The organism is Pseudomonas sp. E141, from assembly GCF_052659885.1.
On record NZ_CP084024.1, the window covers coordinates 1,758,641 to 1,779,961 of the forward strand.

A 21,321-nucleotide genomic window follows, 5' to 3' on the forward strand; every position below is an offset into this window, starting at 1 on the left:
CTCGACATACATTCACTGCCTAGGCAGTAAAAGGTGGTCAGATGAAACATTTCACCCCGGACGATTTCCACAATTGCCACCTCGGCATGCTGCTCGGTCGTGCCGCGCTGCTCAAAGACCGAATCATCGATACCCACATGGAACCCGTCGGCATCACCGCCGCGCAGTTCAAGGTGTTGATCATCATGGCCCAGCACGGCATCGATACGCCGGTCGAGCTGTGTCGGTACCTGTCCCTGGACAGCGGCTCGATGACGCGAATGGTCGATCGTCTGGAGCAGAAAGGTTTTCTGATCCGCCAGCGCTCGGCGGATGACCGTCGGCAGGTGCGACTGGTGCTGACCGACGCCGGCCAGGCCCTGGCCGATCGTCTGCCTGTTATCGGCGCCGATGCCATGAACCAGTTGGCGGGCGCCATCAGCCGCGAGGAGTTGCAAATCCTCGAACAAATCCTCAAGAAAATTCTGCTCGCCGCCGGTGATCCCATCACCGTGTTGCGGTTGGGGGACAAATGAGTCGTAAAACCTTGCGTACCCGCATCAGCCTGGTGTTGCTGGCCATGAGCCTGGCTGGTTGTGCCAGTTACAGCGGCCTGAACACCGAAGGCGTCCGCCTTGAGGCTCAAAACCTCAAGGCCGGGCAATCTCTCAACGGCGTCACGCTGTCACCCGCTTCCTGGCCGAAAAGCGATTGGTGGAAAAGCCTCGGCGATCCACAACTCGACGGTCTGATCCACGAAGCGTTGCGCGACAGCCCGGACATGCAGATCGCCAGCGCTCGGGTGCATCAGGCCAGTGCCGCTGCCTACGCCGCCAATGCGGCGCGCATGCCGACCCTGGACGCCAGCGCCAGTGTCAGCCGTTCGCGGCTGGCCCGTGACCAGGACCCGCAAGGGCAGGGCGGGGCGTACAGCACCCTGCGTTCGCTGGGCGTGGATTTCAATTACAACTTCGACCTCTGGGGCGGCCAGCGTGCGGCCTGGGAAGCGGCGCTGGGCGAGGCCCGCGCCGCCGAGATCGACCGGCAGGCCGCTCGCCTGACACTCGCCGCTGACGTGGCGAGGGCCTACAGCGATCTGGGGCAGGCCCATATCATTTATGACCTGGCGTCCGAGGACCTCAAGCGCACCCGGCAAATGCTCGATCTGGGCAAGCGCCGCCTCAGCGCCGGGATCGACAGTGAATATCAGTTCCAGCAAACCGAAAGCCTGGAAGCCAGCGCCGATGCGAGCCGGATCGACGCAGAAAAACGCCTGCAAAGCGCAAAAATCGCCTTGGCGGTGCTGTTGGGCAAGGGGCCGGACCGCGGCAATGAAATTGCTCGCCCTCACGTGCTGCAAGCCAGCGCCGTTGCCCTGCCGTCGAACCTGCCAGCCGAATTGCTGGGCCGTCGTCCGGATCTGGTCGCCGGTCGTTGGCGAGTCGAGGCGGCGGGCAAGGACATTGAAGCCGGCAAGACTCAGTTCTACCCCAACCTCAACCTGAGCGCGGCGGCGGGGGTGCAGTCATTGTTGGGAGACGCGATGTTCGGTTCGGCCAGCCGCTTCTTCAACGTAGCGCCGACGGTGTCGCTGCCGATCTTCGACGGTGGGCGACTGCGGGCGGACCTGGATGCCAGGGATGCCGATTACGACATGGCGGTGGCGCAGTACAACAAGAGCCTGGTCAAGGCCCTTGGAGATGTCAGCGGCACCATCAACCAGTTGCGCGACATCGCACGGCAGATCGCCGCGCAGCAACACGCTACCGATATCGCGCAGAACTCTTACGACACCGTGGTCCAGCGCTATGGCTCCGGCATCGGAAATTACTTGGACGTGCTGAGCATCGAGCAGCAATTGCTCCAGGCCCAGCGCCAACTGGCGAACCTGAATGCCGAGCAGATCGACCTGTCGATCCAACTGATGCAGGCCCTGGGCGGTGGCTTCGAGGCCGACACCCTGGCTTCGGCCGCGCCGGCCTCCACCACGTCGCACAACTGATTCGAGGTACTTGTCATGGCTACTGCCGAAACTACCCAACCCTCTGAAACTGCCCAGGACAGCAGCAACCCGCGCAAGCGCAAGCTGATGCTGCTGGGACTGGCACTGATTGTCGTCCTGGGTGGCCTGGGCGTCTGGGCTTGGCACGAACTGTATGGTCGCTGGAGCGAGAGCACCGACGATGCCTATGTGAACGGCAACGTGGTGGAAATCACGCCGCAGGTCACCGGCACCGTGGTGAGCATCGGTGCCGACGACGGTGACCTGGTGCGTGAAGGCCAGGTGCTGGTGCAGTTCGACCCGAACGACGCCGAGGTCGGGCTGCAAAGTGCCCAGGCCAACCTGGCCCGTACCGTGCGCCAGGTGCGTGGCTTGTACAGCAACGTCGATGGCATGCGCGCCCAGGTCAAAGCCCAGGAGGCCGAAGTACAGAAGGCCCAGGAGAACTACAACCGACGCAAGAACCTGGCGGCCGGCGGGGCGATTTCCCGGGAGGAACTGTCCCACGCCCGTGACGATTTGACCTCGGCGCAGAATGCGTTGGCCAACGCCAGACAGCAACTCAAGACCTCCAGTGCCTTGGTGGATGACACCGTGGTGGCGTCCCATCCAGACGTGCAGTCGGCCGCCGCGCAATTGCGTCAGGCCTACCTGACCAACGCCCGCAGCACCTTGATCGCGCCGGTCACCGGATACGTCGCCAAGCGCACGGTACAGTTGGGCCAGCGGGTGCAGCCGGGCACGGCGCTGATGGCGGTGATTCCGCTGGATCAGTTATGGATTGACGCCAACTTCAAGGAAACCCAGCTGCGGGACATGCGCATCGGCCAGCCGGTGGACATCGAAACCGACCTCTATGGCAGCGACGTGAAGTACAGCGGCACCGTCGACAGTCTCGGTGCGGGCACCGGCAGCGCGTTCGCCTTGTTGCCAGCGCAGAACGCCACCGGCAACTGGATCAAGATCGTGCAGCGGGTGCCGGTGCGTATTCATATCAACGCCCAGGAACTGGCCAAGCATCCGCTGCGGGTCGGCCTGTCGACCCAGGTCGACGTCAACCTGCGCGACCAGAGTGGTCCGGTGCTGGCCCAGCAACCACCGAAACAAGCCTCTTTCAGCACCCAGGTCTATGACCGGCAACTGGTCGACGCCGACGCGATGATCACCCGGTTGATTCACGAAAACAGTGCCGCGGCGAGCAAGACCGCGCAGCGCTAGTCAGTTATGGGCATGAACCTGTGGGAGCGAGCTTGCTCGCGATGGCATTGGCCCAGCCAGCATCGGTGGTGACTGATACACCGCTATCGCGAGCAAGCTCGCTCCCACAGGGTTTGTGTCTGGCCCTAAGGGTTTTCGCCACCTCTGCTTCATAGGATTTCGCAATGAGCAATAACGCGTCCTTCACGCCGCCCAGCCTGTTGCTCAGCACCATCGGGCTGTCGTTGGCGACGTTCATGCAAGTGCTCGACACCACCATTGCCAACGTCGCCTTGCCGACCATTTCCGGCAACCTGGGTGTCAGTTCGGAGCAGGGCACTTGGGTGATCACCTCGTTCGCGGTGAGCAACGCCATCGCCTTGCCGCTGACCGGTTGGCTGAGTCGCCGTTTTGGTGAGGTGAAGCTGTTTTTGTGGGCAACCCTGCTGTTCGTGCTCGCCTCGTTTCTGTGCGGTATCTCGACTTCGATGCCGGAGCTGATTGGCTTTCGTGTCCTTCAGGGGCTGGTGGCCGGGCCGTTGTATCCGATGACCCAGACCTTGCTGATTGCCGTGTATCCGCCGGCCAGGCGCGGCATGGCCCTGGCATTGCTGGCGATGGTTACGGTGGTGGCGCCGATTGCCGGGCCGATCCTCGGCGGCTGGATCACCGACAGCTACAGCTGGCCGTGGATCTTCTTCATCAACGTGCCCATCGGGATTTTCGCCGTGATGGTGGTGCGCCAGCAACTGAAGGCGCGGCCGGTGGTCACCAGCCACCAGCCAATGGATTACGTGGGCTTGATCACGCTGATCATCGGTGTCGGTGCGCTCCAGGTGATCCTCGACAAAGGCAACGACCTGGATTGGTTCGAGTCGAACTTCATCATTGTCGGTGCGCTGATCTCGGTCATTGCCCTGGCGGTGTTTGTGATCTGGGAAATGACCGACCGCCATCCGGTGGTCAATCTGCGGCTGTTCGCCTACCGTAACTTTCGCATCGGCACCATTGTGCTGGTGGGGGGCTACGCCGGGTTCTTCGGCATCAACCTGATCTTGCCGCAGTGGTTGCAGACCCAGATGGGCTACACCGCCACCTGGGCCGGGCTGGCGGTGGCGCCCATTGGCATCCTGCCGGTATTGATGTCGCCCTTCGTTGGCAAATACGCCCACAAGTTCGACCTGCGCCTGCTGGCCGGGCTGGCGTTTCTGGCCATCGGCCTGAGCTGCTTCATGCGCGCCGGGTTCACCAACGAAGTGGATTTCCAGCACATCGCCCTAGTGCAGTTGTTCATGGGGATCGGCGTGGCGCTGTTCTTCATGCCGACCTTGAGCATCCTGATGTCGGACCTGCCGCCACAACAGATCGCGGATGGTGCGGGACTGGCGACGTTCCTGCGCACCCTGGGCGGCAGCTTTGCCGCATCGCTGACCACCTGGATCTGGATACGCCGGGCCGACCAGCACCATGCCTATCTGAGTGAAAGCATCAGCACCTATGAGCCGGCCACCCGCGAGGCGCTTAACCATCTCGGTGGCGCGAACACACCGACTTATGCCCAGCTCGACCAGATCCTCAACAGCCAGGCGTACATGCTCTCCACCGTGGATTACTTCACGCTGCTGGGTTGGGCGTTCATGGGCTTGATTGTGCTGGTGTGGCTGGCGAAGCCGCCGTTTGCGGCGAAGGCGGGGCCTGCGTCGGCGGGGCATTGATTCAGAGGTGAAATGCAATCCACTGTGGGAGCGAGCTTGCTCGCGATAGCGGCATGACAGTCAACGTTGATGTCGACGACACATCGCTATCGCGAGCAAGCTCGCTCCCACAGGGATCTCATGGGTTCTTTAATGGCTTGGCAACGCCAACTGCGCATTGCCAAAACCAAACGGCGCCAAGGCAAATCCCTGTTCATCCACCTGCAACGCCCAGCCTTGCTTGTCCCAATCCCCCAGCACAATGCGCCGGGCGGCGTGTTCGCCCAGTTGCAGCTTGTGGATGGCGGGGCGGTGGGTGTGGCCGTGGATCAGGGTCTTCACGCCGTATTCCTGCATGATCCGCGGGATCTCTTCGGGCGTGACGTCGACGATGTCATTGGCTTTCATTCGCGTCTGCGTGCGGCTTTCGCTGCGCAGTTTGCGCGCCAGTTTCTGGCGACTGCCCAGCGGCAGGTGACGCAGGATGAACAGCGTGACCGGGTTGCGCAGCCAGCGCCGCAACTTCATGTAGCCTTCGTCGCGGGTGCAGAGGCTGTCGCCGTGCATCAGCAGCACCGGCTCGCCGTTGAACTGCACGACACTCGGGTCCTTGAGCAGGGTGCAGCCGGCCGCTTTGCAGAAGGCTTGCCCGAGCATGAAGTCACGATTGCCGTGCATCAGGAAAATGGCCGTGCCGCTGTCGCTCAATTCGCGCAGGGCCTGGCAGATGGAACGCTGGAACGGCGTCATGGCGTCGTCGCCGATCCAGGCTTCAAAAAAGTCGCCCAGGATGTACAACGCTTGCGCCGAGCGGGCGCGTGTGGCGATCAAATCCAGAAACGCCCGGGTAATGTCCGGGCGCTCCTCTTCCAGATGCAAATCTGAAATCAGCAGTATCACTCAATGATCTCGGCTTTCTCGATGATCACGTCTTCTGCTGGCACGTCCTGGTGGCCGGCCTTGGAAGTGGTGGAAACGCCTTTGATCTTGTCGACCACGTCGGTGCCTTCAACCACTTTGCCGAACACCGCGTAACCCCAGCCCTGGGTGGTCTTGCTGCTGTGGTTCAGGAAGCTGTTGTCGGCCACGTTGATGAAGAACTGCGCGGAAGCCGAATGCGGTTCCATGGTGCGGGCCATGGCGACGCTGTACTTCTCGTTCGCCAGACCGTTGTCGGCTTCGTTCTGGATGCTTGGGCGCTTGTCTTTCTTTTCTTTCATGCCTGGCTCGAAACCGCCGCCCTGGATCATGAAGTTGCCGATGACACGGTGGAAAACGGTGTTTTCGTAGTGGCCGGCCTTGACGTATTCAACGAAGTTGGCAACGGTGATCGGTGCCTTCTCGGCGTTCAGTTCCAGGACGATGTCGCCGTGGTTGGTGGTCAGTTTGACTTGAGTCATGATCGCTACTCTTTCAAGGAATTCGTGGGTTTCGGGGCTTTGCTGCCCGCAACCGGTCTGGCTGTAATCGGCCAGGCTGGGCAGTTTAGCGCGCCGAGCGGGTTTTTCGAGGCTGTTTTTCATCGGGTCGTCGATTAAATTCAATCGTTTACCGACCTGGCCTGTCAGGTGCTTGACAGCATCGGCTATGATACGGGCTTTGATTTATCAGGCCGCACCCGGCCGCGCACTTGTACGTTCAAGGATCCTATGAGCAAGCCCACTGTCGACCCTACCTCGAATTCCAAGACCGGCCCGGCCGTGCCGGTCAATTTCCTGCGCCCGATCATCCAGGCGGACCTGGATTCGGGTAAGCACACGCAGATCGTCACCCGTTTTCCGCCGGAGCCCAACGGCTACCTGCACATCGGTCACGCCAAGTCGATTTGCGTGAACTTCGGCCTGGCCCAGGAGTTTGGCGGCGTCACGCACTTGCGTTTCGACGACACCAACCCGGCCAAGGAAGACCAGGAGTACATCGACGCGATCGAAAGCGACGTTAAATGGCTGGGTTTTGAATGGGCCGGTGAGGTGCGTTATGCCTCGCAGTATTTCGACCAGTTGCACGACTGGGCGGTGGAGCTGATCAAGGCCGGCAAGGCCTACGTGTGCGACCTGACCCCCGAGCAGGCCAAGGAATACCGTGGCAGCCTGACCGAGCCGGGCAAGAACAGCCCGTTCCGTGATCGCAGCGTCGAGGAGAACCTGGACCTGTTCGCCCGCATGCGCGGCGGCGAGTTCCCGGACGGCGCACGGGTGCTGCGTGCCAAAATCGACATGGCCTCGCCGAACATGAACCTGCGCGACCCGATCATGTACCGCATCCGTCACGCCCATCACCACCAGACCGGCGACAAATGGTGCATCTACCCCAACTATGACTTCACCCACGGTCAGTCGGACGCCATCGAAGGCATCACCCACTCGATCTGCACCCTGGAATTCGAAAGCCATCGTCCTTTGTACGAGTGGTTCCTGGAGCACCTGCCGGTGCCGGCTCAGCCGCGCCAGTACGAATTCAGCCGCCTGAACCTGAACTACACCATCACCAGCAAGCGCAAGCTCAAGCAACTGGTGGACGAAAAGCACGTCAACGGCTGGGATGACCCGCGCATGTCGACGCTGTCGGGCTTCCGTCGTCGTGGCTACACGCCAAAATCGATCCGCAACTTCTGCGAGATGGTCGGCACCAACCGTTCCGACGGCGTGGTGGACTTCGGCATGCTGGAATTCAGCATCCGCGACGACCTGGACCACAGCGCCCCACGCGCCATGTGCGTGCTGCGTCCGTTGAAAGTGGTGATCACCAACTACCCGCAAGACAAAGTCGAGAACCTCGAACTGCCTTGCCACCCGAAAGAAGACATGGGCGTGCGCGTCCTGCCGTTCGCCCGGGAAATCTACATCGACCGTGAAGACTTCATGGAAGAGCCGCCAAAAGGCTATAAGCGCCTGGAGCCTGCCGGTGAAGTGCGCCTGCGCGGCAGCTACGTGATCCGCGCCGACGAAGCGATCAAGGACGCCGACGGCAACATCGTCGAACTGCATTGCTCGTACGATCCCGAGACCCTGGGCAAGAACCCGGAAGGTCGCAAGGTAAAGGGCGTGATCCACTGGGTGCCGGCCGCTGCCAGCGTCGAGTGCGAAGTGCGCTTGTACGATCGCCTGTTCCGTTCGCCGAACCCTGAAAAGGCCGAGGACAGCGCCAGCTTCCTGGACAACATCAACCCTGACTCCCTGCAAGTACTCACTGGTTGTCGTGCCGAGCCTTCGCTGGGCAACGCACAGCCGGAAGACCGTTTCCAGTTCGAGCGCGAAGGTTACTTCTGCGCGGATATCAAGGACTCGAAACCCGGTGCTCCGGTGTTCAACCGTACCGTGACCTTGCGCGATTCCTGGGGTCAGTGATCAAGTCTTAAGGGAAACCCTGTGCTTACGATCTACAACACGCTCACCAAGAGCAAAGAAGTCTTCAAGCCGCTGGACGGTAACAAGGTCCGCATGTACGTCTGCGGGATGACCGTGTACGACTACTGCCACATCGGCCATGGTCGCAGCATGGTTGCGTTCGACCTGGTAACCCGCTGGTTGCGTTTCAGCGGTTATGACCTGACCTACGTGCGCAACATCACCGACATCGAAGACAAGATCATCAACCGTGCCCGGGAAAACGGCGAGCCTTACGATGCGCTGACCGAGCGCATGATCAAGGCCATGCACGAGGATGAGGCGCGCCTCAATATCCTCAAGCCCGACCTGGAACCCCGTGCCACGGACCACATCCCAGGCATGCTGGCGATGATCCAGACCTTGATCGACAAGGGTTATGCCTACGCACCGGGCAATGGCGACGTGTATTACCGCGTCGCCAAGTTCATGGGCTACGGCAAGCTGTCGCGCAAGAAAATCGAAGACCTGCGCATCGGCGCGCGCATCGAAGTCGACGAGTCGAAACAGGACCCGCTGGACTTCGTGCTGTGGAAAGCCGCTAAGCCGGGTGAGCCGAGCTGGGAGTCGCCGTGGGGCGCCGGGCGTCCGGGCTGGCACATCGAATGCTCGGTGATGTCGACCTGCTGCCTGGGCGAGACCTTCGACATTCATGGCGGCGGCAGCGACCTGGAATTCCCGCACCACGAAAACGAAATCGCCCAGAGCGAAGCGGCCACCGGCAAGACCTACGCCAATGCGTGGATGCATTGCGGCATGATCCGGATCAACGGCGAGAAGATGTCCAAGTCCTTGAACAACTTCTTCACCATCCGCGACGTGCTCGACAAGTACCACCCGGAAGTCGTGCGTTACCTGCTGGTGTCCAGTCACTATCGCAGCGCCATCAACTACTCGGAAGACAACCTCAAGGACGCCAAGGGCGCCCTGGAGCGGTTCTACCATGCGTTGAAGGGCCTGCCGAAGGTCCCGGCCGCCGGTGGCGAAGCCTTTGTCGCGCGTTTCACTGAAGTGATGAACGACGACTTCGGCACGCCGGAAGCCTGCGCGGTGCTGTTCGAGATGGTGCGCGAGATCAATCGTTTGCGGGAGAGTGATCTCAACGCGGCGGCGGGCCTGGCGGCGCGTCTGAAAGAACTGGCCGGCGTCCTGGGTGTGTTGCAGCTCGAGGCGGATGATTTCCTTCAGGCCGGTGCCGAAGGTCGCGTGGACGCCGCCGAGGTCGAAGCGTTGATCCAGGCGCGCCTGACTGCGCGGGCCAACAAGGACTGGGCAGAATCCGACCGCATCCGCGACCAGCTCACCGCCATGGGCGTGGTGCTGGAAGACGGCAAGGGCGGGACGACCTGGCGTTTGGCTGACTAAAATCTTTTAGCGTTCGCAATACCCCTGTGGAAGCGAGCCTGCTCGCGATGACGGAGTGTCAGACAACATTGTTGTTGGCTGATACACCGCTATCGCGAGCAGGCTCGCTCCCACAGTTTTTTGTATGCCTATTCCTGGCAATCATTGTTTTATGAGCTAGTACTGTCAGGTCAATTCGACATCCTCTGACAGGAATCTTCCATGTTGGCTCATTGGTCTCTTGCGGCAATTCATCTTCTGGCTTTCGCCCTGGGGTTCTGGGCGGTACTTACCCGTGGCACGGCGTTGCGACGCCTGGCGGGCGGTGCGGACGCGGTTCGAAATGTCTTGATGGCGGACAACCTGTGGGGGCTATCGGCGGTGGTCCTGCTGGTGACCGGCGGGATGCGTGCTTTTGGTGGGTTTGAAAAAGGCACGGACTATTACCTGCACCAACCGCTGTTTCACCTGAAGATGACGTTGTTCGTGCTGATCCTGTTGCTTGAAATCGCGCCGATGATCGCGCTGATCAAATGGCGGATGGCGCTGGGCAAAGGGCGTGCGATCGATCCTTCGAAAGCTGGCCGGTTTGCGCGGATCAGTCACATTGAAGCTTTGTTGCTGGTGCTGATGGTGGTCGCTGCCACAGGAATGGCCCGCGGCGTGGGGCTGGGTTGAGCCGTCACGAATACCTGCTTCATCGCCATTAAAACGAAACGTCTGACAGCCATGCTATGAGCCATGTCATTAGTATCGGTTTGACGGGATGAACGAAAAAATCAAAGGCGAAATGAAGCGGGGATGATGAGGGACAGTCGGCATGAATCTTTAGCCAGCCTTGCGACGATGCAGAAGGGCTGGCTACGGACTGCTACAGGGCTCAGGGCGTTTGCGGCTTGTCAGGGGCGGTAAGGCCCGCCTGAATGCGCTGATAAATCTCTTCGCGATGCACCGCAACGTTTTTCGGAGCGTTGATGCCGATACGGACTTGTTGGCCGCTAACGCCCAGAATGGTGATCGTGATGTCGTCACCAATGTTTATGCTTTCACCGACTTTGCGGGTGAGTATCAGCATGGTGTTCTCCTTGATTGCTTTATAGGGCACCTGATTCAGGCAGTGCAGATGTCGGTACTGCTTATAGATTAGTGCCAAGTGTCACAATGTGGGTGCCTCTTTCTGACGCGCAGACGCAGCATTAATTCCCAGGGTGCGACTATACAGAGACGCCGTGCAGGTTTCTCGTGTTTTGAGCGCTGTTTACGGCGTTATTGACGGGCTTGAGTGTTAAAATCCCCGCTCCATGTCTTCCGGGGTAAAACGTTGTGCGCAAATTGGCTTGGGTAATCGCGGTATTGGCGCTGGCAGGATGCGGTGAAGGGCGTGACGTCGACACACCGAAGCCAAAGGTGGCGGCAACCACTGCACCGAGCGCCGCCGCTGCGCCGCAATGGGGCGTCGAGGTCCGGGGCGAAATCCCGCAAGCGGTCAGCGACCTGACCGCCTGGCTCATCGAGCACAGTTTTGTATCGAGTGTGGTGAAAGACAATGGCAAGGACCGGGTTCTGGTCGGGCCTTTCAATTCAAAGGCTGAAGCAGAGGCGAAGCAGGAGCAATTGAACGCCGCCCTGGTTCGAGCGAAAAAGCGCAACATCGAGTCGCTGGTGGTGGATTACCCGAGCGCTCAATAAACCCCGCAGAGCAGAACAGTCAGGTAAGCCACAACACCTGTGGGAGCGAGCCTGCTCGCGATAGCAGTGGCTCAGCCAACGTTGACGTTGACGGGCATGCCCCTATCGCGAGCAAGCAAGCTCCCACAGTTGATTGGCGCTGTTTACCCATGCGAGATCAACCGCAGGCCTTTAAATTCACCGGGCCCACGAACTCGTTGCCACGCCCCATCACGCACGCCACGCTCTGGTTGCGCTGGCGCTCCCAGCTCTGTACCGGGTAGGTCTTGTCCCAGGCTTCGTACAGGCGCCGGTCCTGTTTCGAAAGGCGCAGGCCGTATTGTTTGCTCATGTAGAAATACGTCCGGGCGATCATTCCGCGGATGGAAGGGCGGGGCATGACTTTCTTGGCCTTGAAATCCACCTGGGTCAGGCATGAGCCGTACTGGCCCGTCTGCGCCGGCAGCCAGCCAAAGCTGAAGTTGCTGCGGTCGCCGTTCACTTCCCCGATGCTGGGCACCAGGTTATGAAGATCGGCCTCGGCCCGTTGATAGACCGGGTCGTGGCGGGTGCAATTCTTCCGCCCGCCTTGTTGCCAGCATTGACGCTGATGCCCGATCTGCCACGCCGGGACGATATGCTCCCACTCGATACGCGCGGCGCGATTGGCGTTTTTGCGCGGCACATAACCGCAGGCTGCCAGGTTCACGCGATTGCCTGAGTATTTGCAGCCACAGTAGAACTCGGTGGATTGGGGGGCATAGAGTTTCCAGGCGACTTTCTTGGCCTCGCTGAACGTGCGGGGCGCATCGGCCTGCGCGCCCATGGCGACAATCGCAAGCAATAAAGCAAAACAACGAACACTCATCAGGCTCAATCTTCCTTCGGCACAACCCAGAACACCTGCACACCGCCATCGTCGCGATAGGCGAGGGTCACATTGTCGTTCTCGTCGATTTCTTCCAGCAGGCGCTCCCACTCATCCACCGGTTCCTCGGGAAGCCGGAAGATCAGGGCCGCCTTGGCTTTTTGTGCGGTGGGGGAGTTGATGATTTTCGAGACCCGCAGGCCGAGGCGGGTATAGGAATCTAAGGGGGTAGTTGCAGCGGACGGCGTTGCCACAGGATTATCCTTATTGAGCTGTACGTGCGTACAGTATTTAACCGTAGGCATTTACGCAACTGCTTAAAATTCAAGAAAATCCTCTGACAACGCTTTTTCCGTTTTGGTGTAGGAAAAATTAAGCTAAAGAAGCCGCTCAAGCAGTCGATGGCCTTCGTAGGAATCTTATCCATGGAGTTTTGTTATGTCGTTTTCCGTCGGCTTTCCAAATGCAGCTGCCGTCACCATCGGCGGCCAGTCCGCGGCCACGCTCAAGGCCTTGAGCCAAGCGAGCGCCGAGGCAGCCGATGAGACCCTTGGCCAGACGCAGGCGCCAGGCCAGGTTCGTACGAGCATGAGCCCTGCGTCCGAAGGCAAGACCGAAAAGAGCGGGAGCACCCAGAGCATTGCCGTGCAGGTGTTGCTCAAACGCATGCAAGAGCTGCAACAGCAGCTCAGAGAACAGCAACAGCAGTTGTCTGCTGCGCAGAAGCAGGTCTATCCGACACCCGAAGCCAAAACCACTGCGGTCATGGCGATACAAGGCCAGATTGCCGACACCAGCGGTGCATTGCTGGAAGTCACTGGCCATCTGATCACAGAGCTGGCCAAGGGCTCCGGCTCGGGTGCCCTGGTCAACACGACCGTCTGATCCCCAGCCTTGCGGTGAAATCCGCACGTTGACAAAACCCGGAAGCTTTACCATAGTTCCCTTCACGCAAACGTTTGCGCAGCCTTCGTTGATGCTTGGCGACGGCCTGTGGAACGACTTCCCGTGCAACGATTTTGCTCAAAATAATCATAAAATCGGAGTGAACCCATGAAGTTGCCATTCGCTGGACGCCTTCTCGCCGTCGCCATGCTCGCGGCCGCATCCGCTGCGCTGCCTTTCTCTTCGGCATTTGCCCAGACCCCGGAAAAACCCAAGGTTGCCCTGGTCATGAAATCCCTGGCCAACGAGTTCTTCCTGACCATGGAAGATGGCGCCAAGGCCTATCAGAAGGAACACTCCGCCGATTTCGACCTGATCTCCAACGGGATCAAGGATGAAACCGACACCGCCAACCAGATCCGCATTGTCGAGCAGATGATCGTGTCCAAGGTCGATGCCCTCATCATCGCACCAGCCGACTCCAAGGCCATGGTGCCGGTGATCAAGAAAGCCGTCGACGCCGGCATCACCGTGATCAACATCGATAACCAGCTCGATCCGGACGTGGTCAAAAGCAAAAACATCACTGTGCCGTTCGTAGGCCCGGACAACCGCAAGGGCGCGCGCCTGGTGGGTGAGTACCTGGCCAAGCAGCTCAAGGCTGGTGATGAGGTCGGTATCATTGAAGGCGTGTCCACCACCACCAATGCCCAGGCACGCACCGCCGGCTTCAAGGATGCAATGGAAGCGGCGCAGATCAAGGTCGTTTCCCTGCAATCGGGCGACTGGGAAATCAACAAGGGCAATCAGGTTGCCGCCTCGATGCTCAGCGAATACCCGAACATCAAGGCACTGCTGGCCGGTAACGACAGCATGGCGGTCGGCGCGGTATCGGCCATTCGCGCTGCCGGCAAGGCGGGCAAGGTAAAAGTGGTCGGTTATGACAACATCAACGCCATCAAGCCTATGCTCAAGGACGGTCGCGTCCTGGCGACTGCCGACCAGTTCGCCGCCAAACAGGCTGTTTTCGGCATCGAGACGGCCCTGAAGATCCTCAAGGGCGAAGCCGTTGACAGCGGCACTAACGGCGTTATCGAAACTCCGGTCGAGCTGGTGACCCAGTAGTTATCCTGGCGACACAACGACGCTCGCCCTTGTTGGCGAGCGTATTGGAGAGTTTTTTATGTCCGTTCGCGACCCGAACGCTGTCCTTTCGGTCAGCGGCATCGGCAAGACCTATGCCCAACCGGTACTGAGCGACATCGACCTGACGTTGATGCGCGGCGAAGTGCTGGCGCTGACCGGCGAAAATGGCGCCGGCAAGAGCACCCTGTCCAAGATCATCGGCGGGTTGGTGACGCCGACCACCGGGCAGATGCAATTCCAGGGACAGGATTATCGCCCTGGCAGTCGTACCCAGGCTGAAGAGCTGGGCGTGCGCATGGTCATGCAGGAGCTCAACCTGCTGCCGACACTTTCCGTGGCCGAAAACCTGTTCCTCCACAACCTGCCCAGTCGTGGCGGCTGGATCAGTCGCAAGCAACTGCGCAAAGCGGCGGTCGAGGCCATGGCCCAGGTGGGGCTCGATGCAATCGACCCTGACACACTGGTCAGTGAGTTGGGCATCGGTCACCAACAGATGGTCGAAATCGCCCGCAACCTGATCGGCGATTGCCATGTGCTGATTCTCGACGAGCCGACTGCGATGCTGACCGCTCGTGAGGTGGAGATGCTCTTCGAGCAGATCACTCGTCTGCAGGCGCGGGGCGTGTCGATCATTTATATTTCCCATCGCCTCGAAGAACTGGCTCGGGTGGCTCAGCGCATTGCGGTACTGCGCGACGGCAACCTGGTCTGCGTCGAGCCGATGGCCAACTACAACAGCGAGCAGTTGGTGACGCTGATGGTCGGGCGGGAGCTGGGCGAGCACATCGACCTGGGCCCGCGCCAGATCGGCGCGCCGGCGTTGACCGTCAACGGCTTGAGCCGTTCGGACAAGGTCCGCGATGTGTCCTTCGAGGTGCGCAGCGGCGAGATATTCGGTATTTCCGGGTTGATCGGGGCAGGGCGCACCGAGCTGCTGCGGTTGATCTTCGGCGCCGATGCGGCCGACAGCGGCACGGTGGCGCTGGGTTCGCCGGCCAATGTCGTCAGCATTCGCTCGCCGTCCGATGCGGTGGCCCACGGCATCGCGCTGATCACCGAGGACCGCAAGGGCGAAGGCCTGCTACTGACTCAATCCATCGCCGCCAACATTGCCTTGGGCAACATGCCGGAAATCTCCAGCGGCGGTTTCGTCAATGGCAGCGAAGAGTTCGCGTTGGCGCAGCGACAGATCGACGCCATGCGAATCCGCAGCTCCAGTCCGACACAGTTGGTGTCCGAACTGTCGGGCGGCAATCAACAGAAGGTGGTGATCGGCCGCTGGCTGGAGCGCGATTGCTCGGTATTGCTGTTCGACGAGCCGACCCGAGGCATCGACGTCGGCGCCAAATTCGACATCTATGCGCTGCTCGGTGAGCTGACGCGCCAGGGCAAGGCGTTGGTTGTGGTGTCCAGCGACCTGCGGGAATTGATGCTGATTTGTGACCGGATCGGCGTGCTGTCCGCCGGCCGCCTGATTGACACCTTCGAGCGCGATAGCTGGACCCAGGATGACTTGCTTGCCGCCGCATTCGCCGGCTATCAGAAACGTGATGCGTTGCTCAACGAAGCAGCGCCTAGGGACTTCTCATGAAAACCGTATCGGCCGTCGGCAAACCGAGTGGCAACTTCTATGGCCTGGGCACCTACCTGGGACTGGCCGGGGCCTTGTTGGCGATGATCGCGTTGTTCTCGGTCCTGAGCAGCCATTTTCTTTCGTATGACACCTTCAGCACCCTGGCCAACCAGATCCCAGACCTCATGGTGCTGGCGGTCGGCATGACCTTCATCCTGATCATCGGCGGTATCGATCTATCGGTCGGGTCGGTGCTGGCCCTGGCCGCATCGACGGTGAGCGTGGCGGTGCTGGGCTGGGGCTGGAGCGTCTGGCCGGCGGCGTTGTTGGGCATGGCCGTGGCGGCCCTGGCCGGCACCGTTACCGGTTCGATTACCGTGGCGTGGCGGATCCCGTCGTTCATCGTTTCCCTCGGCGTGCTGGAAATGGCCCGAGGCCTGGCTTACCAGATGACCGGCTCGCGGACGGCCTACATCGGGGATTCCTTCGCTTGGCTATCCAATCCGATCGCCTTCGGTATTTCACCGTCCTTCATCATTGCCTTGCTGGTGATCTTCATCGCCCAGGCTGTGCTGACCCGCACCGTGTTTGGCCGTTATCTGATCGGTATCGGCACCAATGAAGAAGCCGTGCGACTGGCGGGTATCAATCCAAAACCTTACAAGATCCTGGTGTTCAGCCTGATGGGGTTGCTGGCCGGCCTGGCCGCGCTGTTCCAGATTTCCCGTCTGGAAGCGGCCGACCCGAACGCTGGTTCGGGGCTCGAGCTGCAGGTCATCGCTGCTGTGGTCATCGGCGGCACGAGCCTGATGGGCGGGCGCGGTTCGGTCATCAGCACCTTCTTTGGTGTGCTGATCATCTCCGTACTGGCCGCGGGCCTGGCGCAGATTGGCGCCACCGAACCGACCAAGCGCATCATTACCGGCGCGGTGATTGTGGTTGCGGTGGTGCTCGACACTTACCGCAGCCAGCGCGCCAGTCGGCGGGCCTGAACCATGGCGACGATCAAGGATGTGGCGGCGCTCGCGGGAATTTCCTACACGACCGTCTCCCACGTAGTGAACAAGACGCGACCGGTCAGCGAAGAGGTGCGACTCAAGGTCGAGGCCGCCATCGAGCAGCTCGACTACGTGCCCAGCGCGGTGGCCCGCTCGCTCAAGGCCAAGACCACTGCGACCATCGGGTTGCTGGTGCCCAACAGTCTCAATCCCTACTTCGCCGAACTGGCCCGGGGGATCGAGGATTACTGTGAGCGCAACGGCTACTGCGTGATCCTGTGCAACTCCGACGACAACCCGGACAAGCAGCGCAGTTATCTGCGGGTGCTGCTGGAAAAACGCATCGACGGTCTGATCGTCGCTTCCGCCGGCGGCGATGCCGGTCTCGCCCAGGGGCTGACCAGCGTGCGTACGCCCATGGTCATCGTCGACCGTGGGCTCGACGGTGTCGACGCGGACCTGGTGCGCATCGATCATGAGCACGGCGCCTACCTCGCCACCCAGCACCTGCTGGAGCTTGGCCACCGTGATATCGCCTTTATCGGTGGCCCGGCGGACACCAGCGTGGCGCAGATGCGTCTGGCCGGTTACTGCCGCGCCCTGAAAGAAGCCGGGGTCGAGCTGCCCGTCGAACGCATGCTCGAAAGCGATTTCACCAGCACCGGTGGTTATCAGGCGGCGGCCAGGCTGCTCGAACAACGGCCGCCCAGTGCGATTTTTGCGGCCAACGACATGATCGGAATCGGTGTGCTGCGCGCCGCCGCCGAGCGCAACGTGCGCGTGCCCAGTGAACTGTCGGTCATTGGTTTCGATGACATTCAGATGAGCCGTTATGTCTATCCGGCGCTGACCACGGTGGGGCAGTCGATCCTGCAGCTCGGTGAGATGGCCGCTGAAGTGCTGTTGCGGCGGATCGCAACGCCGGGGCTGGCCACCGATCAGCGCATCGTGACACCCAGCATTGTCTTGCGAGAGTCGACTGCACCGCTGTCAGGTACATTCGCCCAATACCGCTGAACCGAATTGATGAGTGAAGACGTATGCCAGCAAAAGTAGTGGTAGTAGGCAGCCTGAACATGGACCTGGTGACCCGTGCACCCCGTCTTCCCAAGGGCGGTGAAACGCTGATTGGTGAGTCGTTCTGCACCATCCCGGGCGGGAAGGGCGCCAATCAGGCCGTGGCCGCGGCGCGCCTGGGAGCGAAGGTGTCCATGGTCGGTTGCGTGGGCAGTGATGCCTACGGCCAGGAACTGCGCGGGGCGCTGCTGGCCGAAGGCATCGATTGCCAGTCGGTCAGTGTCGTGGCCGGCTCCAGCGGCGTAGCGCTGATCGTTGTCGACGACAACAGCCAGAATGCGATCGTTATCGTGGCCGGGGCCAACGGCGTGCTTACCCCTGATGTCCTCGACCGGTTCGATGAGGTGCTGCGTAGCGCCGACGTCATTATCTGCCAGCTCGAGGTGCCGGACGCGACCGTCGGGCATGCACTCAAGCGCGGTCGGGAACTGGGCAAGACCGTCATCCTGAACCCGGCGCCGGCCTCCCGGCCCTTGCCGGCCGACTGGTACGCCTGTATCGACTATCTGATTCCCAATGAGAGCGAAGCCGCCGTGCTGAGCGGGCTGGCGGTGGACTCTCTGGAAACCGCCGAAGCGGCCGCGACGCAATTGCTTGCCGCCGGTGCCGGCAAGGTGATCGTGACCCTGGGCGCCCAGGGTCTGATGTTCGCCAACGGCGCGAGTTTCCAGCACTTCCCGGCGCCGTTGGTCAAGGCGGTGGACACCACGGCGGCCGGAGACACCTTTGTCGGCGGCTTCGCGGCAGCCTTGGCTGACGGCAAAAGCGAGGTCGAGGCGATTCGTTTTGGTCAGGTCGCCGCCGCGTTGTCGGTCACCCGTGCGGGGGCGCAGCCCTCCATTCCCACCTTGCTGGAAGTACAGGCTTTCAAATCATGAAAAAGACGCCGTTGTTGAATATCGCGCTGTCGCGACTGATCGCTTCCCTTGGCCATGGCGACAAGGTGGTCATCGGTGATGCGGGTTTGCCGGTGCCTCCACAGGTCGAGTTGATCGACCTGGCCCTGACCCACGGCATCCCGGATTTTGTCAGCACCCTGAAAGTGCTGCTCAGCGAAATGCAGGTGGAAAGCCACGTACTCGCTGAAGAGATTTTCGATAAACAACCTGCGGCCCTGGCGACATTGGAGGCACTGCATGCCGATGGCGCGCTGGGGGCGCGGGAGCTGGTCAGCCATGAACAATTCAAGGCGGTCAGCAAGCAAGCTCGGGCGATTATTCGCACGGGAGAATGCTCCCCGTATTGCAACATCGTGTTGATTGCCGGAGTAACGTTCTAACCTTCTCAACCCTGCACAAGGAATGCGCCATGCACCGCTATGCTCAGAAAATGCGTCAACTGTTCCGGAGTCTGCTGCTTTTGTCGCTGATCACTGCTACGAGCGCCCAGGCGGCGGAAAAAATCGACCTGATCATCGACACTGATCCGGGGGCCGACGATGTGGTTGCCCTGTTGTTTGCCCTGGCTTCCCCCGAAGAGCTGAATATCCGCGCGTTGACCACCGTCGCTGGCAACGTGCGTCTGGACAAGACATCGCGCAACGCTCGCCTGGCCCGGGAATGGGCGGGGCGCGAAGACGTGCCGGTGTATGCCGGCGCGCCGAAGCCGATGATGCGCACGCCCATCTACGCGGAAAACATCCATGGCAAGGAAGGCCTGTCGGGTGTCGAGGTGTATGAGCCGAAGAAGGGTCTGGCCAAGGGCAACGCCGTCAACTACCTGATCGACACCCTCAAGGCTGCCAAGCCCCATAGCATCACCATTGCCATGCTTGGCCCGCAGACCAACCTGGCCCTGGCATTGATACAGGAGCCCGAAATTGTCCAGGGCATCAAGGAAGTGGTGATCATGGGCGGTGCGCACTTCAATGGCGGCAACATCACCCCGGTGGCCGAGTTCAACCTGTACGCTGACCCACAGGCCGCAGAAGTGGTGCTCAAGAGCGGTGTGAAGCTCACTTACCTGCCGCTGGATGTGACCCACAAGATCCTCACCAGCGAAGCACGCCTGAAGCAGATCGCTGCCGTGGACAACAAGGCCAGCAAGATCGTCGGCGACATTCTCAACGAATACGTCAAAGGTGATATGGAGCATTACGGCATGACGGGCGGACCGGTGCACGATGCCACGGTGGTTGCCTACCTGCTCAAGCCAGAGTTGTTTACCGGGCGTTCGGTCAACGTCGTGGTGGACAGCCGTGAAGGACCGACCTTTGGCCAGACCATCGTTGACTGGTACGACGGCCTGAAGGCACCCAAAAATGCCTACTGGGTGCAGGATGGCGACGCTCAGGGCTTTTTTGACCTGCTGACCGAGCGCTTGGCGCGTCTGAAGTAATCGGTCTTGCCGAACACTCGCAGGTCAAGGCCTGCGGGTGTGTTTCAATCCACTGCTTCAATGCTGCTGGGGTATCGTTCGAACGCTTGCTGGATAAAGTTCAGGGCCGCCTTCGTTCCCAGCTCCTTGACCAACAGTTCTATACCGATGATTGCCAGTTCTTCGGGGCTGCCAGGGCTGTAGGAGCTGTGGCCCTCCGACCATTTGGCATTGATGGTGGCTTCGATGCTGACGGTGCTCATGGTCGGGCTCGCGAGTTGGGAGGTCTGTAGGGTGAGTTAACCATTTTTGCCTGGGGTTTTGCACTGCGACTTAGGCATCAGGGAAGGGCTGTGCGACACTTGCTTTTTGACTTTCTGAAGAGGCCCCCGCCGTGCAGATCGATTTGAACGCTCCTGACGGGTTGACCATCGACGCGGTTCGTCAGTTGCTGGCTTCGGCCAGTGATGACGAGCACACCCAACTGCGCGTGACCAAGGCGGGTATCGCCTATTTGTCTTCGGGCGTGGTGGGCGGTGTGGACATCGACGGGCTATCGTTTCGGCTGGAAACGTGGGCAAAAGGTTCAGGCTACGTCGGGCTGGTCGCCGCCAGTGACGAGGTCTGGGTCATGCAGATCTACAATGCGTTGAAGGACAACTGGCCCAATCCGCCCTTTGACTACATCGACGTTTACTGAGCACGATTCATATTCAGTCACGATTCACCCCTGAAGCGGGATGTCGGCTCAGGCAAACTGCCTGTTTTCCTGATGAGGGCACCATGATAGCCCTTGGGTTGAAACCAAGCTTCGTTTGGGCTGTCGCACGCTCTCTGTTTAATCATCAACAAAAGGAGGCTTCATGCCTTGGAAGCTCGCGTCATTGGGTACTTTGCTGGCCGTCGCGCTCTTGAGCGGTTGCAGCAGCACCTCTGAATCGACCCCTGATCCGGTAGCAACAGAAACAGGCTACAGCCGCTGCGAAGCAACAGCTGCCGAGTTCGCCATCGGCAAGAAGGCCTCGCCGCAACTGCTGGAACAAGCCCGCACCCGCGCCGGTGCGCAATATGCGCGGATCCTTAAGCCCAACGATATGGTGACGCTTGAGTACCGCTCGGATCGCCTGAATCTCAACACTGACGCCAATCTGATCATCAATCGGGTGAACTGCGGCTGATTGATTTTTC

The 21,321-nt window shown here is 60.5% G+C and carries 24 protein-coding genes; 18 read left to right on the plus strand and 6 right to left on the minus strand.

The genetic code is table 11. The annotated features are described in order from the left end of the window. The first annotated feature begins 41 nt into the window (after positions 1-41). The 4 genes from GKKCFE_RS07885 (at position 42) to GKKCFE_RS07900 (ending at position 4,893) form a co-directional block, all read left to right on the plus strand. Positions 42-515, plus strand: a complete 474-nt coding sequence (locus tag GKKCFE_RS07885) for a MarR family winged helix-turn-helix transcriptional regulator (protein WP_139050687.1) — start codon at positions 42-44, stop codon at positions 513-515. Then, positions 512-1,981 carry an efflux transporter outer membrane subunit gene (locus GKKCFE_RS07890; RefSeq protein ID WP_445577693.1) on the plus strand — a complete coding sequence of 490 codons (1,470 nt, stop codon included), beginning with the start codon at positions 512-514 and terminating at the stop codon, positions 1,979-1,981. The genes GKKCFE_RS07885 and GKKCFE_RS07890 overlap by 4 nt, the downstream gene beginning before the upstream one ends. Before the next feature lie 15 nt (positions 1,982-1,996). Continuing rightward, positions 1,997-3,199, plus strand: coding sequence for an efflux RND transporter periplasmic adaptor subunit (locus tag GKKCFE_RS07895; RefSeq protein WP_107322887.1), 1,203 nt, complete (start codon positions 1,997-1,999; stop codon positions 3,197-3,199). A gap of 164 nt (positions 3,200-3,363) precedes the next feature. Further along, positions 3,364-4,893, plus strand: a complete 1,530-nt coding sequence (locus tag GKKCFE_RS07900; protein ID WP_445577694.1) for a DHA2 family efflux MFS transporter permease subunit — start codon at positions 3,364-3,366, stop codon at positions 4,891-4,893. A gap of 129 nt (positions 4,894-5,022) precedes the next feature. Here the strand turns inward: GKKCFE_RS07900 and GKKCFE_RS07905 are convergent, their stop codons facing one another. Continuing rightward, positions 5,023-5,772, minus strand: a complete 750-nt coding sequence (locus GKKCFE_RS07905; protein WP_188251499.1) for a UDP-2,3-diacylglucosamine diphosphatase — start codon at positions 5,770-5,772, stop codon at positions 5,023-5,025. Further along, complete coding sequence (locus GKKCFE_RS07910) at positions 5,769-6,272, minus strand: peptidylprolyl isomerase (RefSeq protein WP_047229369.1); 504 nt, start codon at positions 6,270-6,272, stop codon at positions 5,769-5,771. Before GKKCFE_RS07910 ends, GKKCFE_RS07905 begins: the two co-directional genes overlap by 4 nt. A 249-nt stretch (positions 6,273-6,521) precedes the next feature. On the opposite strand from GKKCFE_RS07910, the gene GKKCFE_RS07915 reads away from it, so the two are divergent. The 3 genes from GKKCFE_RS07915 to GKKCFE_RS07925 all read left to right on the plus strand — a co-directional run bounded on the left by GKKCFE_RS07915 (position 6,522) and on the right by GKKCFE_RS07925 (position 10,280). Then, positions 6,522-8,219, plus strand: coding sequence for a glutamine--tRNA ligase/YqeY domain fusion protein (locus GKKCFE_RS07915; RefSeq protein ID WP_076385540.1), 1,698 nt, complete (start codon positions 6,522-6,524; stop codon positions 8,217-8,219). A 21-nt stretch (positions 8,220-8,240) separates the two neighbouring features. Beyond that, positions 8,241-9,623, plus strand: a complete 1,383-nt coding sequence (gene cysS, locus GKKCFE_RS07920; RefSeq protein ID WP_047229314.1) for a cysteine--tRNA ligase — start codon at positions 8,241-8,243, stop codon at positions 9,621-9,623. Positions 9,624-9,824: 201 nt separating this feature from the next. Further along, complete coding sequence (locus tag GKKCFE_RS07925; RefSeq protein ID WP_445577695.1) at positions 9,825-10,280, plus strand: DUF2214 family protein; 456 nt, start codon at positions 9,825-9,827, stop codon at positions 10,278-10,280. 202 nt (positions 10,281-10,482) lie between these two features. Here the strand turns inward: GKKCFE_RS07925 and csrA are convergent, their stop codons facing one another. Further along, a complete protein-coding gene (gene csrA, locus GKKCFE_RS07930) occupies positions 10,483-10,677 on the minus strand; it encodes a carbon storage regulator CsrA (protein WP_003179932.1) in 195 nt (64 codons plus the stop codon). A gap of 248 nt (positions 10,678-10,925) precedes the next feature. Here csrA and GKKCFE_RS07935 point away from each other — a divergent pair, with 248 nt between their 5' ends. Beyond that, a complete protein-coding gene (locus GKKCFE_RS07935; RefSeq protein WP_047229316.1) occupies positions 10,926-11,291 on the plus strand; it encodes an SPOR domain-containing protein in 366 nt (121 codons plus the stop codon). Positions 11,292-11,448: 157 nt separating this feature from the next. Here the strand turns inward: GKKCFE_RS07935 and GKKCFE_RS07940 are convergent, their stop codons facing one another. Both GKKCFE_RS07940 and GKKCFE_RS07945 read right to left on the minus strand, forming a co-directional pair. Continuing rightward, a complete protein-coding gene (locus GKKCFE_RS07940) occupies positions 11,449-12,138 on the minus strand; it encodes an endonuclease (RefSeq protein WP_047229317.1) in 690 nt (229 codons plus the stop codon). 5 nt (positions 12,139-12,143) lie between these two features. Continuing rightward, positions 12,144-12,443: a DUF1654 domain-containing protein gene (locus GKKCFE_RS07945; protein ID WP_076385536.1), complete on the minus strand. Its 300-nt coding sequence runs from the start codon at positions 12,441-12,443 to the stop codon at positions 12,144-12,146. Positions 12,444-12,576: 133 nt separating this feature from the next. Here GKKCFE_RS07945 and GKKCFE_RS07950 point away from each other — a divergent pair, with 133 nt between their 5' ends. The 8 genes from GKKCFE_RS07950 to GKKCFE_RS07985 all read left to right on the plus strand — a co-directional run bounded on the left by GKKCFE_RS07950 (position 12,577) and on the right by GKKCFE_RS07985 (position 20,154). Then, positions 12,577-13,023, plus strand: coding sequence for a hypothetical protein (locus GKKCFE_RS07950; protein ID WP_047229319.1), 447 nt, complete (start codon positions 12,577-12,579; stop codon positions 13,021-13,023). Between the two features lie 168 nt (positions 13,024-13,191). Then, positions 13,192-14,148 carry a sugar ABC transporter substrate-binding protein gene (locus tag GKKCFE_RS07955; RefSeq protein WP_047229320.1) on the plus strand — a complete coding sequence of 319 codons (957 nt, stop codon included), beginning with the start codon at positions 13,192-13,194 and terminating at the stop codon, positions 14,146-14,148. 58 nt (positions 14,149-14,206) lie between these two features. After that, positions 14,207-15,760: a sugar ABC transporter ATP-binding protein gene (locus GKKCFE_RS07960; RefSeq protein ID WP_139050683.1), complete on the plus strand. Its 1,554-nt coding sequence runs from the start codon at positions 14,207-14,209 to the stop codon at positions 15,758-15,760. After that, entirely contained in the window at positions 15,757-16,734 is a 978-nt protein-coding gene (locus tag GKKCFE_RS07965; RefSeq protein ID WP_047229322.1) for an ABC transporter permease, read from the plus strand. The genes GKKCFE_RS07960 and GKKCFE_RS07965 overlap by 4 nt, the downstream gene beginning before the upstream one ends. 3 nt (positions 16,735-16,737) lie before the next feature. After that, positions 16,738-17,757: a LacI family DNA-binding transcriptional regulator gene (locus GKKCFE_RS07970; protein WP_445577696.1), complete on the plus strand. Its 1,020-nt coding sequence runs from the start codon at positions 16,738-16,740 to the stop codon at positions 17,755-17,757. A gap of 23 nt (positions 17,758-17,780) precedes the next feature. Beyond that, on the plus strand, positions 17,781-18,695 hold the full coding sequence (gene rbsK / locus GKKCFE_RS07975) for a ribokinase (protein ID WP_339490665.1): 915 nt from the start codon (positions 17,781-17,783) through the stop codon (positions 18,693-18,695). After that, positions 18,692-19,096: a D-ribose pyranase gene (gene rbsD / locus GKKCFE_RS07980; RefSeq protein WP_281459385.1), complete on the plus strand. Its 405-nt coding sequence runs from the start codon at positions 18,692-18,694 to the stop codon at positions 19,094-19,096. Before rbsK ends, rbsD begins: the two co-directional genes overlap by 4 nt. Positions 19,097-19,125: 29 nt before the next feature. Then, the gene (locus GKKCFE_RS07985; protein ID WP_076385524.1) at positions 19,126-20,154 is read left to right on the plus strand and encodes a nucleoside hydrolase; all 1,029 of its coding nucleotides are present in this window, start codon (positions 19,126-19,128) and stop codon (positions 20,152-20,154) included. Between the two features lie 44 nt (positions 20,155-20,198). Here GKKCFE_RS07985 and GKKCFE_RS07990 read toward each other — a convergent pair whose 3' ends face one another. Then, positions 20,199-20,396, minus strand: a complete 198-nt coding sequence (locus GKKCFE_RS07990; protein ID WP_047229327.1) for a hypothetical protein — start codon at positions 20,394-20,396, stop codon at positions 20,199-20,201. 131 nt (positions 20,397-20,527) lie between these two features. On the opposite strand from GKKCFE_RS07990, the gene GKKCFE_RS07995 reads away from it, so the two are divergent. Next, positions 20,528-20,833: a hypothetical protein gene (locus tag GKKCFE_RS07995; RefSeq protein ID WP_439125657.1), complete on the plus strand. Its 306-nt coding sequence runs from the start codon at positions 20,528-20,530 to the stop codon at positions 20,831-20,833. A gap of 163 nt (positions 20,834-20,996) precedes the next feature. Beyond that, positions 20,997-21,311 carry an I78 family peptidase inhibitor gene (locus GKKCFE_RS08000; protein WP_047229329.1) on the plus strand — a complete coding sequence of 105 codons (315 nt, stop codon included), beginning with the start codon at positions 20,997-20,999 and terminating at the stop codon, positions 21,309-21,311. The last annotated feature ends 10 nt before the right edge of the window (positions 21,312-21,321 follow it).